We start from the raw sequence: 11,173 nt of genomic DNA, 5'->3' as shown, positions 1-11,173 counted from the left end.
CTATGGCGGTGCGCTGCTGATCCGGGGTCCACGCTTCCGGCTTCATGGGTCCCGGCTCTGCGGAGCAGCGTTGCACGCTGCACCGCGTCCGGGACACGGGTCTTACGACTTCGCGCGCGTGACTGCCTCGCCGTCTTCCTTGACGAAGGATTCGACCGGATTATCGAGCAAATCGAGCACCAGCTCCGAGGGCCGGCACAGCCGGACGCCCTTTGGCGTCACAACAATTGGTCGATTGATCAGGATCGGATGCGCCAACATGAAGTCGATCAGCTCGTCATCGCTCCATTTCGGATCGGCCAGGCCAAGCTCGGCATAGGGCGTGCCTTTTTCGCGCAACAGCTCGCGCGGCGAAATTCCGAGCGCGGCAATCAATTCGACCAACCGGGCGCGGCTCGGCGGCGTCTTCAGATACTCGATCACCTCGGGCTCCTCGCCGCTCTGCCGGATCATCGCCAGCGTGTTGCGCGAGGTGCCGCAGGCGGGGTTGTGGTAGATCGTGACGCTCATGGTTGCGCCTCCTTCAACACTGCGGGCGTCTTGTCGCCTTCACGAAGCAGCCAGCCCATGAAGATCAACGCGATGATGGCGCCGCAGGTTTCCGCCGCGATGAAGCCCGGAAGATCTGTGGGGCGAATGCCCGAAAACGTGTTGGTCAGCGAGCGCGCAATGGCAACGGCGGGATTGGCGAACGACGTCGACGCCGTGAACCAGTAAGCCGCCGTGATGTAGAGGCCGACCAGCCACGGCACCGCGGCGCGGTTGAACCGGATACCGGCCAGAATGGTCGCAACCAGGCCGAACGCGGCGACGGCTTCGGCGAGCCATTGCGCACCGCCGGTTCGCATTTTCAGCGAAGCATCGAGCAGCGGCAGCGCGAACATCGCATGCGCCAGCATGGTTCCGGCAATCCCGCCGGCGATTTGCGCAGCGATGTAGAGCAGCGCCTCGCGCGGCGTCAGCTCGCGCCTGATCGCAAAGACCAGCGATACCGCCGGATTGAAATGGGCCCCGGAAATGGGACCGAGAATGGTGATGAGGACGACCAGGATGGCACCGGTCGGCAACGTATTGCCGAGCAGCGCCAGTGCCACGTCCTTGGTCAAGGTCTCGGCCATGATCCCGGAGCCGACCACGGTAGCGACCAACAATGCGGTCCCGAGCGCTTCGGCAGCGAGCCGGCGTGGCAGATCGAAGTCAGACATCAGCTCGCCTTCTCATGGCCTGAGGTCGCGCCGTCGCTGCGGCCGATGTCGCGCAGCTTGGTCCCGAGCGACAACTTGTCAATGCTTGCGAGCGGCAAGCTCGCAAAGGCGCCAATTCGATTCTTGAGATAGCGGAAAGCCTCGACGAACGCGGCTTCCTTCTCGATATCGGTGCCCTCGACGGCGGCGGGATCCTCGATGCCCCAATGTGCCGTCATCGGCTGTCCCGGCCAGACCGGGCAGGATTCGCCGGCTGCGTTGTCGCAGACCGTAAAGACGAAATCCATCACGGGAGCATCGGACCGCGCGAACTCTTCCCAGCTCTTGGAGCGCAAATCGTCCGTGGGGTAGTCAAGGCGGTTGAGAACCTTGATCGCGAACGGATTGACCGTCCCCTTCGGCTGGCTGCCGGCGGAGAAGGCGCGAAAATTGCGGCGGCCGTCCTTGCGCAGGATCGATTCCGCCAGGATCGAACGGGCGGTGTTTCCGGTGCACAGGAAGAGTACATTGTAGATGCGTTCAGACATGCGCTTTCCTCCTCGGCTTCGGGGTGCAGCAAGGCGTGAGGTCTTCAATCAATGGACCGCAGATTTCGGGCCGCCCGTGGCAACAATCCCTGAGCATGAACAGCACCACGGACTGAAAGGCCTTCAGATCGGCGCGGTAGACAATCGAGCGGCTGAAGCGGCGCGCTGTCACCAGCCCCGCACGCGACAAGATCGCCAGATGCGACGACATGGTGTTCTGCGGCACGGCGAGCGCCTTGGCGATGTCACCTGCAGGCAATCCCTCCGGCTCGTGTTTCGCCAACAGCCGAAACACGTCGAGCCTGGTCGATTGCGCCAGCGCCGCCAGCGCCAAAATGGCTTGTTCGGATTCCATATATCCAGACTTATCGATATATCACGGCATGTCAACTTTTACTGTCGCCGCTGCAGGCGCCCGCTGTTTCGATATTTCTGGAAATACCGTTGACGAGCCGTGATAGCCGTGTCATCGTGCAGTCATGAAACTCGATGACGCCGCCGCCCATCTGGAAGCGCTGGGCAATCCGACCCGGCTCAAGATATATCGTGCGCTGATCCGTGCCGGCGGCGCCGGACTTGCCGTCGGCCGCCTGCAAGAGAAACTGAAAATCGCTCCCTCGACCCTCTCCCACCATATCAAGGCGCTGGTGGTGGTCGGCCTCGTCACCCAAGTGCGCGATGCGACCACGCTGATCTGCCACGCCAACTACGAAGTGATGCGGGAGCTGGTGGGTTTCTTGGTCGCCGAATGCTGCACGGAAAGCGCCGAAACCGCCGACGCCAAAATCAATGCCAAGACCAATGCCAAGACCGCGGCTTAGCGCGCTGCGTTTCTTTCGACGCTATTTCGATATTTCTAGCTTTATGGGAGAACGCTATGGGTGAAACCAGAACTGTTGCGATCATCGGCGCCGGGCCGGTCGGCCTTGCCGCCGCCGCCCATGTGCTGGAGCGCGGGTTGCAGCCGATCGTGCTGGAAGCCGGCGACAAGGTCGGCCACGCCATGCGGCAATGGGGCCACGTCCAACTGTTCTCGCCCTGGGAATACAATGTCGACAAGGCGGCGACGCGGCTGCTGGCGGCAACGGGATGGAATTCTCCCGAACCGGATCAGTATCCGACTGGTATGGAGATGGTGGAGCGCTATCTCGAACCGCTTGCGGTCCACTCGGCGCTCAGGCCTCATATCCAGACGTCGAGCCGCGTCACCGCGATCAGCCGGGCCGGCTTCGACAAGATGAAGTCGAAAGGCAGGGAAAAGGCGCCGTTCGAAATTCGCTACCAGAACGGACAAGGTCCGAAAGTCGTCAAGGCCGATGCGGTCATCGACGCTTCCGGCACCTGGCATTCGCCGAACCCGGCAGGCGCCAACGGCCTTTCCGCCATCGGCGAGGCTGATACCTCCGACAAGATCGCCTATGGGATGCCCGACGTCCTGGGTAAGGAACGCACGCGCTATGCCGGCAAGACCGTCGCGGTGCTGGGCGCGGGGCATTCGGCGATCGGCACGCTGATCGATCTGGCGAAGCTTGCGGACCAGGCGCCGGGCACCCGGCCGATCTGGCTGCTGCGCGGCAGCGATCTGGCCAAGGCTTTCGGCGGCGGGGTGAACGACAAACTGGTGGCTCGCGGTCAATTGGGCGCGGCCTTTGCCGCATTGGTGACGGCAGGCAGCATCAAGGTCGAAAGCGAATTTCGCGTTTCGCATCTCGTAGCCGACGGCCCTGGCCTCGTCGTCGGCGCCCTGTCCGGCTGCAACGCCCGGCAGGCCGTGGTCGATCAACTGATCGTCGCGACGGGTTTCCGCCCCGATCTCGATTTCGTGCGCGAGTTGCGCATCCGGCTTGATCCTGCGATCGAATGTCCGATTGCGCTGGCGCCGCTGATCGATCCGAACGAGCATAGCTGCGGCACGGTGCGGCCGCACGGCGCCCGCGAGCTGGCGCAGGACGAGCCGGGCTTCTATTTCGCCGGCATGAAAGCTTACGGCCGCGCACCGACCTTCCTGATGGTCACCGGGTACGAACAGGTGCGCTCGATCGCGGCCGACATCGCCGGCGACCGAGCTGCCGCAGAGCGGGTCGAACTGGTGCTGCCCGAGACCGGCGTCTGCAGCCGCTCGCTGCCAGATGCCAGCAATTGCTGTGGCGGCCCCGCAATATCGGATGTTGACGCATGTTGCGTCGCGGATGAAAAAGCAAAGCAACAAGGCAAGTCGGGATGTGGTTGCGCGTCCTCGGCATGAGGAGTGAATAGAATTTCGCTGGAAGGCCGATCCGTCATCGTTGCGATGTGCGTGGGCCAGTTCGGCGTCGCGCTGGATGCGACCGGCGGGCCGCAAGATGGCTCGGCATCGATGGTGGCGTTCGCGGTGCTGGCAGCGGGCATCCCGCTCGGGCCGCTGGCGCTGCTGTGGTCTAGAAGGGGAACGGTCCAGTCGTGAACCAGCTTCCCATCATTCTCGCCCTCGGCACGACCCAGACCCTTGCCTGGGCTTCGAGCTACTATCTGCCGGCGATCCTCGCTGACCCCATCGCGCGCGATCTCGGCATATCCTCGACCTGGATATTTACCGCTTTCTCCGCCTCGCTGGTGATTTCGGCCCTGATCGGCCCGCGTGTCGGACGGCAGATCGACCTGGTCGGCGGCCGCTCCGTGCTGTCGTTATCCAATCTGGTGCTGGCGGCCGGGCTGGCGCTGCTCGGCTTCACATCATCCATCCCCATGCTCGTCATCGCCTGGCTGCTGCTCGGCGTCGGCATGGGCGCCGGCCTTTATGACGCCGCCTTCGCCGCGCTCGGCCGCATCTACGGCGACGCCGCACGGCGCTCAATCACCGGCATCACGCTGCTCGCCGGCTTTGCCTCGACCGTGGGATGGCCGCTCTCCGCATGGGGGCTGGAGACCATCGGCTGGCGCAACACCTGCTTTGCCTGGGCGGCGGCGCACATTCTGATCGGCCTGCCGCTCAACCTCCTGATGCTGCCGGCCGTGAAAGGCGCGAAGGCGGCGGTGGCGGCAGCCGTCAAGCCGCATATCCCGATCGACCGCACCATGATCGTGCTCGCCTTCGTGTTCGCAGCCGCCTGGACCGTCACCGGCGCGATGGCGGCGCATCTGCCGCGCATCATGGAAGCAGCCGGCGCGACCACCGCGCAGGCGGTGTTCGCCGGCGCACTGATCGGCCCGGCGCAGGTGGCCGCGAGGATCTTCGAGGCGGGGTTTCTCAGCCGCTATCATCCGCTGGTCTCGACCAGGCTTGCCTGCATCACCCACCCGATCGGCGCCGCCATCCTCGGCCTGGCCGGCGGCGGCGCGGCCAGCGTGTTCGCGCTGTTCCACGGCTCCGGCAATGGCATCCTGACCATTGCACGCGGCACGCTGCCGCTCGCGGTTTTCGGCCCGGAGAATTACGGCTATCGCCTCGGCATCATCGGCGCACCGGCGCGGATGGCGCAGGCCGCAGCCCCCCTGCTGTTCGGCCTATTGATCGAGGTCATGGGCGCGCGAGTGCTGCTCGTATCCTCGGCACTCAGCATCTCGGCGCTGCTGGCGCTGTTCCTGCTGCGCAAGGATCGCCGAGGCTGCCAGTTGAGACGTGAGTCTACGGCTTCCTGATCTCCGACGTCGCGATCCATATGCCCGCAAACACGGCGATCAGCCCGACAATCAGGTTAAGCGTGATCGGCTCGCCGACGAGCTGGGTGGCAAGCAGGCCGGCGGCAACCGGGTTGACCGTCATGGTGTTGGCCACGCGCGTCGGCGACGCCCGCTCCAGCGCCAACACCCACAGAATGAAGGCGAGCGCGCCACCAGCGACGCCGAGATAGAGTCCCGCGATCCATTGCGGCGCTCCGAACTGGCCGAGCGATGCGACGCTGCCGGTCAACGATCCGACCAGGATCAGTGCCGCCGCGCCGGTGCCCATGCCCACGGTGAGGAAACCGAGCGCGCTGGATCGCTGGATGAACGGCCGGGACCAGACATTGTAGAACGCCATGCACAGAACGGCGCCGGTCATGATCAGTTCGCCGCGCCACGCGCCTTCCGGCGCGGCCGACAATCCCGTTGCGAGTGCGGCGACGACACCCAGCACCGCGATGCAGACCCCGATCGACTTCCGCTTCGTCAGCGGCTCGATGCCGAGCAGAGCACCGACCACCATGGTGTGCAGCGGCAGCGTCGCCAGCGCGAGCGAGGCGCGCGCCGCGGTCGTGAACGTCATAGCAATATTGTAGAGAACGAAAAACACGCCGAAGAAGCAGAAGCCGAGGGCGGCGACGGCGGGCCAGTCCGCGCGCTTCGGCCATCGCGCCTTCATGAGCAGCGCCGCCGGCAGCACGCAGCAGAAGCCGATGCCCCATCGCAGGATCGCAAGCGTGATCGGATCGGTGTTGCCGGCGAGATAGCGCGTGATCGCCGCGGCGCTGCCGCCGAGGCTGCTCGAGATCAGCGCGATTGCGACCCCGATCCATTCACCCAACGCCGCCCCCTGTCGCCCGCGTCTCTCGCGCGGATCATATGGTGCGGGAAATCGCGCACGCGAGGCTCGACTACGCTGAGATGAACCTTTTTGTCTTGCGCCGCGCGAACGGCACGCAAATGGCGGCAACTGTCAGCAGCCCATGTCGATCTCTCGTCTTGCGCGCGATGCCACGACGGGCTTAGCTTGCTTGCGGGGAAATCGCAGCCTCCCCGTTAAATGGCGAAGCCATTCAAGCGCTGCTCGCTTTGGTATGGAGCGGGCACATGGATGGAACGACGCTCGAACTGTCGCTGTTTTTTCTAGCGACCTTCGTCGGCGCGCTGGTCGCGGGTCTCTCCGGCTTCGCCTTCGGCCTCGTCGTCTCCGCGATCTGGCTCTACATCCTCACGCCGCTGCAAACGGCGACGCTGATCATTGCGTTCGGGCTGCTCGTGCAGGGCTATTCGGTCTGGAAGCTGCGCGGCGCGCTTGATTGGCGAAGGCTCTGGCCGTTCGTGGCCGGCGCCGCACTCGGCGTTCCCGTCGGCGTCGGCGTCCTGACCTGGGCGAACCCTGCCCATGTGCGCGCGGGCGTCGGCGCGTTCCTCGTGCTCTACAGCCTCTACGCGCTGCTGCGACCGGCCCTCCCTGCGGTGAAAGCGGGCGGCGCCGCGGCCGACGCCGCCGTCGGTTTCCTCAACGGCGTGCTCGGCGGCATCACCGGGCTTGCCGGAATTTTGGTGACGATCTGGTGCGGCCTGCGCGGCTGGCCCAAGGACGTGCAGCGCACGGTGTTTCAGCCGGTGGCCGTTGCGATCTTCGCCATGAGCGCCCTGTGGATCGGAGCCAGGGGCGCGATCACGCCTGACACGATCAAACTGTTTCTGATCGGACTGCCAGCCTTGTTCGCCGGCACCTGGGCCGGGCTCAAGCTGTACGGCCGGCTGGATGAGGCGGCGTTCCGGAACGTGGTGCTGGTATTGCTGCTGGTCTCGGGTGCGGTGCTGATCATCTGATAGCAGCGGGGAGCGAAAAGCGGCTCGATCGCGTCTGGTCAATTGAGCGTGAGTCTGCTGATGTCAGCGCGTGACCGCGTTGACACTCCGCGTCAGTGTGGCTGAATGCGGCCATGGGGGTTTTGCGATCCCCCCACGAGGCGACATGCCCAAGTATCGCGTCCCGGTTCTCCGGAGGCGCATACGCATGCCCAAAATTCTCTCATCCATACCCCGACACTCGGCCGCGCTGCATCACGCCTTGCGGGATGCTGCGCGCTATCCGGTCGATCTTTGGGGCTCGCGCAAGAAGGAGAACGCCATGAAACATCGGCTCATATTACTCGCGCTCGGTGCTGCATTGCTGCTGTCGGATGCCACCCGCGCCGATGCTATCGACTGGAAGAAGGTGGATGCCGCTCTCGGCAAGACCGCCACGGTAAGCGGTGAAGTGCATCGTTACGGGCTGCCGCGATCAGATCTGCACGTCACGCTGGACGGCGTCGCGATCAAGCCAGCATTGGCGCTCGGAGGCTGGGTCGCCTTCGCCCCCATGCACGGAGAGGCCATGCTGATGGGCGATCTGGTGTTGCTCGAGACCGAGATTACCCCCGTCATGACGAAGCTGCTGGACAGCGGATTGGATATTACCGCCATCCACAATCATATTCTCCGCGCCTCTCCCGCGACCTTCTACATGCATGTGGCCGGGCACGGCGACCCTGAGAAAATGGCGACCGCGATCCGCACCGCGCTTTCTTCGGCAAGCAAGACGCCGTTCGATCCGCCGGCCACCACTGCCGCCGCTGCGCCTGCGATTGATCTCGACACCGCAAAGCTCGACGAGGCGATGGGCGCCAAGGGCACGGCGACTGGCGGTGTCTACCAGTACGGCATTCCGAGGCGTGATCCGGCCAAGGAAGGCGGAATGCAGGTCAACACGCCGCTCGGCGGCGCCAACGCCATCAACTTTCAGCCGACCGGCGGCGGCAAGGCCGCCATCACCGGCGACTTCCTCGTAACCGGCAACGAGGTCAATCCCTTGATTCGGACGCTTCGCGCCGGCGATATCGAGGTCACCGCGATCCACAGCCACATGCTCGCAGAAGAGCCGCGGATGTTCTTCGTTCATTTCTGGGCCAACGACGACGCCCTGAAGCTGGCACGCAACGTCCGTGCCGCGCTCGACAAGACGGCGGTCGCGCAGCACTGAGCGCGGACATCAAGCTTCCTTTGGCGGCTTGATGCGGCGGAACGAGAACAAGGGCGGCGCCGTGGCCGGCGCCGGCAGGCGGCATTCGTGCCAATCTGGCCACGAATTGGAAGTGCACCCCGACCAGATCCGCGAATTATCGCTTCAATCCGTTCCTAAATTTCAATCAATTGCGTCGAACCGGCATAGCTTACCGTCAAGAAGTTTTTGTCATGAGAGGCTAACCGGAACCCCCGGGTTTCCGGTGGTTTCGAGGCTCCGGCAGGTTGGAGCCTCCAGGCTCTGGAAGTGATTATGAAGGAAGCGATCCGCTTACGCGAATTGGAAGCCGAGTGCCGTCAACGCGCGCTGAATGAACCCGACAAGAAATGGTATTGGCTGGCGCAAGCCGCCAAATACCAGGTGCAGGCAAGCCAGAAACTTGCCTTTGACTCGGAAGGGGGCAACACGCCCGAAACGCCGGAGATCAAGCTGGCGCAATGGTCGCATGTCCGGGATGAGCGACGCGTGATGGACCCCCTGCCCGACGGGCGGCGATCGCCCTGGTAGTCCCGCGCACCGCGTTGACGTGCCGGTCTCCGCGTTACGTGAGAGCGCGCTAATGCCCCTGTTCCTCCGGCGGCTTGATATGGCGGAACGAGAATAAGAGCGCCAGGTCGTAGGCGATCTTGAGCGTGCCGCAAACCACCAGCGGCAACCCCGTAAACGACGTCATCAAGAGCGCGCCTGAGATCGCCGGGCTGACGGCAGATGCGAGGCTGCGCGGCACGGCGGTGATGCTAGCGGCGGCGGGCCGCTCGGCCGGCATCACCACGGCCATGACGTAGGAGGTGCGGGTCGGCACGTCCATCTGCGACAGCGCGGAGCGCAACAGCAGCAAGCCTAGCGCGACGTAAAGATTCGGCGCAAACGCCGCCAGGATCAGGAAGATGCTGGAGGGAATATGCGTGAACACCATGGTGTTGACGAGCCCGATCCGCTTGGCGATCCAGGCGGCCACCGGATAGGAAAAGGCGCTCAGCGTGCTCGACCAGAAGAAAAACAATCCGGCCGCGGACAATGACAGATCGAAACGCTCGAATAGCCACAGCACCAGCAAGGATTGCGCGACGAAGCCGCCGGCAAAGGAATCGATGCTGAACAGCGCCGCGAGCTTGTAGACGGTGCCCCTCGACGGCCCGAGCGGCGCCTGCGGCGCCCGCTCCTCGCCGCGCTGATGCGGCACGTAGCGATAGAGCGCCGCACAGGCGATGCCGAGCGCGGCATAGACGTAGAACATCAGGCGGAATGCGGCGAGTTGCGTGCTGCCGCCGGTGACGAGGACGTCCGGCAGCGAGGCCGCAAGCGAACCCGCAGCGGTGCAGAGCGCGCCGATCAGGCTGTAGCGCGCAAACACCTGCGTGCGGCGCTCATCGGTGACACTGTGCGCCAGCACCGCATGCTCGAGCGGCACCAGCACGCCGAGATCGCCGCCGGAAGCGTTGATCGTACCGATGAATGCGACCAGCGCGATCAGCACAAAATGCTCGACGGCGGGAAAGGCGACGCCGGTGGCGGCCATCAGGCTGGCGCCCGCGATCAGCAGCGGCCGTAGGTCATGGCGCGGCGCGATCCAGCCCGTGATCAGTGTCAGCAGCGCCGTTCCCAGCAGCGACGCTGTCGCGACGATACCGACGGCGATAGCATCGTAGCCCAGCGCGGTCATGTAGGCCGGCAATATGATGACGGCAAAGCCATCGCCGAAGCCGCGCAGGCCGCGAGCGACATAAAGCAGCCGGATCAGCGCGTTTCCGATCGAAGCGTTCGGTTCGGTCGCAATGCTTGTCATTCCGCGTCCTCACGGCAAAGAGGTGATCGTTACCTGATCGAAGCGCGTCACACTGTCGGCCTTGGTCCATAGCGCAACACCGCCTGCATCCCTGAACGTATCGTCCTTCACCTCGAACAGCACCGCTCCGTCATAGCTCACCGTGAACCGGTCGCCTTCGGCCCGCAGCGTGAGGGTGTGCCATTCATTCGATGTCACGCGAATGTTTGATGTACCGAGCTGCTGCCGCCGACCGGCGACGACCCGATAAAAGCGGACATTGTGCTCAAGCGCGTTGGCGCGGGCGACGTAGTAATTGTCGGGGTCCATAAGCCGCACGACAATGCCGCCGGCCCGGTCGATCCTGCCCGCGACGGCTTTAAAGCGGACTTGCATGACGAGATTCTTCGCCGAAAAGCTCTCATGTATGGCGAGCGGAAAGCGATAGTCGGTGCGGTCCTTGCTCTGCTGCTCGACGGCGCGGCCCGCTTTGGCAGTGGGATCGGCGACGACGCTCCATTCGCCCTGCGCGCCCTGGCCGGTTCGCGCAAATGAGAATCCGGCCGGCGGGGAACCTAAAGTCATACGGTCGATCGCAATCATGATGGCTTCTCCTGCCGCGGATGCCGGAAGCCCAGCGCATGCCAGCGCGGCCGCACCGAGCGCGACGCGCAATGTTGACCTGATGGAACAAAAAAATATCGGCCCTGAACCATCCATGTGCGCTCCTCCCGACACGTCGGGTGTGCGCAGAGCTTGGACGATGGGCCGTCTGACGGGGAGCCTGCTTTGTCCCCGATGAACGTAGACTAGGCCCGTTTGTGGATGGGCGCAAGCACGAGCGGCGAGATCCGGTTGACAGCGGCAGCGGCAAGCAGTTAATTCGCCACATGGGGATATTGCGATCTCCCCACGAGGCGACATGCCCAAGTATCGCGTCCCGTTTCTTTTGACGAGGGCG

At 64.3% G+C, this 11,173-nt stretch carries 14 protein-coding genes; 7 read left to right on the top strand and 7 right to left on the bottom strand.

Going from position 1 to position 11,173, the window contains the following annotated elements; translation table 11 throughout:
• Positions 1–102: 102 nt before the first annotated feature.
• The 4 genes from arsC to YUO_RS0101350 are packed head-to-tail and all read right to left on the bottom strand — an operon-like array spanning position 103 to position 2,087.
• Positions 103–510 carry an arsenate reductase (glutaredoxin) gene (arsC, locus tag YUO_RS0101365; protein WP_028345678.1) on the bottom strand — a complete coding sequence of 136 codons (408 nt, stop codon included), beginning with the start codon at positions 508–510 and terminating at the stop codon, positions 103–105.
• On the bottom strand, positions 507–1,205 hold the full coding sequence (locus tag YUO_RS0101360) for an aquaporin (protein WP_035725733.1): 699 nt from the start codon (positions 1,203–1,205) through the stop codon (positions 507–509). The genes arsC and YUO_RS0101360 overlap by 4 nt, the downstream gene beginning before the upstream one ends.
• Positions 1,205–1,732: an arsenate reductase ArsC gene (locus YUO_RS0101355; RefSeq protein WP_028345676.1), complete on the bottom strand. Its 528-nt coding sequence runs from the start codon at positions 1,730–1,732 to the stop codon at positions 1,205–1,207. The genes YUO_RS0101360 and YUO_RS0101355 overlap by 1 nt, the downstream gene beginning before the upstream one ends.
• Positions 1,725–2,087, bottom strand: coding sequence for an ArsR/SmtB family transcription factor (locus tag YUO_RS0101350; RefSeq protein WP_028345675.1), 363 nt, complete (start codon positions 2,085–2,087; stop codon positions 1,725–1,727). Before YUO_RS0101350 ends, YUO_RS0101355 begins: the two co-directional genes overlap by 8 nt.
• Positions 2,088–2,211: 124 nt before the next feature.
• Here YUO_RS0101350 and YUO_RS0101345 point away from each other — a divergent pair, with 124 nt between their 5' ends.
• Genes YUO_RS0101345 through YUO_RS39480 form a run of 4 tightly spaced genes read left to right on the top strand, consistent with a single transcriptional unit; the run spans position 2,212 to position 5,350 of the window.
• Positions 2,212–2,553, top strand: coding sequence for an ArsR/SmtB family transcription factor (locus tag YUO_RS0101345; RefSeq protein ID WP_028345674.1), 342 nt, complete (start codon positions 2,212–2,214; stop codon positions 2,551–2,553).
• 56 nt (positions 2,554–2,609) lie between these two features.
• The gene (locus tag YUO_RS0101340) at positions 2,610–3,977 is read left to right on the top strand and encodes an NAD(P)-binding domain-containing protein (protein ID WP_028345673.1); all 1,368 of its coding nucleotides are present in this window, start codon (positions 2,610–2,612) and stop codon (positions 3,975–3,977) included.
• 3 nt (positions 3,978–3,980) lie between these two features.
• Positions 3,981–4,175: a hypothetical protein gene (locus tag YUO_RS45875; RefSeq protein ID WP_198027955.1), complete on the top strand. Its 195-nt coding sequence runs from the start codon at positions 3,981–3,983 to the stop codon at positions 4,173–4,175.
• On the top strand, positions 4,172–5,350 hold the full coding sequence (locus YUO_RS39480) for an MFS transporter (RefSeq protein WP_035725730.1): 1,179 nt from the start codon (positions 4,172–4,174) through the stop codon (positions 5,348–5,350). The genes YUO_RS45875 and YUO_RS39480 overlap by 4 nt, the downstream gene beginning before the upstream one ends.
• Here the strand turns inward: YUO_RS39480 and YUO_RS0101325 are convergent.
• Positions 5,337–6,215 (bottom strand): DMT family transporter, encoded by an 879-nt coding sequence (locus tag YUO_RS0101325; protein ID WP_028345672.1) that lies wholly within the window; start codon positions 6,213–6,215, stop codon positions 5,337–5,339. The two genes, YUO_RS39480 and YUO_RS0101325, sit on opposite strands and share 14 nt — an antisense overlap.
• Before the next feature lie 266 nt (positions 6,216–6,481).
• Between YUO_RS0101325 and YUO_RS0101320 the strand changes: the two genes are divergently transcribed.
• The 3 genes from YUO_RS0101320 to YUO_RS0101310 all read left to right on the top strand — a co-directional run bounded on the left by YUO_RS0101320 (position 6,482) and on the right by YUO_RS0101310 (position 8,954).
• Complete coding sequence (locus tag YUO_RS0101320) at positions 6,482–7,213, top strand: sulfite exporter TauE/SafE family protein (protein WP_028345671.1); 732 nt, start codon at positions 6,482–6,484, stop codon at positions 7,211–7,213.
• A 301-nt stretch (positions 7,214–7,514) separates the two neighbouring features.
• Entirely contained in the window at positions 7,515–8,405 is an 891-nt protein-coding gene (locus tag YUO_RS0101315) for a DUF1259 domain-containing protein (RefSeq protein WP_028345670.1), read from the top strand.
• Positions 8,406–8,699: 294 nt separating this feature from the next.
• Entirely contained in the window at positions 8,700–8,954 is a 255-nt protein-coding gene (locus YUO_RS0101310; protein WP_028345669.1) for a hypothetical protein, read from the top strand.
• 49 nt (positions 8,955–9,003) lie between these two features.
• Here YUO_RS0101310 and YUO_RS0101305 read toward each other — a convergent pair whose 3' ends face one another.
• Together YUO_RS0101305 and YUO_RS0101300 are read right to left on the bottom strand one after the other, a co-directional pair.
• Positions 9,004–10,233 (bottom strand): MFS transporter, encoded by a 1,230-nt coding sequence (locus tag YUO_RS0101305; protein WP_051379172.1) that lies wholly within the window; start codon positions 10,231–10,233, stop codon positions 9,004–9,006.
• A gap of 9 nt (positions 10,234–10,242) precedes the next feature.
• The gene (locus YUO_RS0101300; protein ID WP_035726025.1) at positions 10,243–10,815 is read right to left on the bottom strand and encodes a hypothetical protein; all 573 of its coding nucleotides are present in this window, start codon (positions 10,813–10,815) and stop codon (positions 10,243–10,245) included.
• Between the last annotated feature and the right edge of the window lie 358 nt (positions 10,816–11,173).

This window comes from Bradyrhizobium murdochi (assembly GCF_000472965.1).
Taxonomy (GTDB): domain Bacteria; phylum Pseudomonadota; class Alphaproteobacteria; order Rhizobiales; family Xanthobacteraceae; genus Bradyrhizobium; species Bradyrhizobium murdochi.
This window is presented reverse-complemented; position numbering and strand designations above follow the sequence as displayed.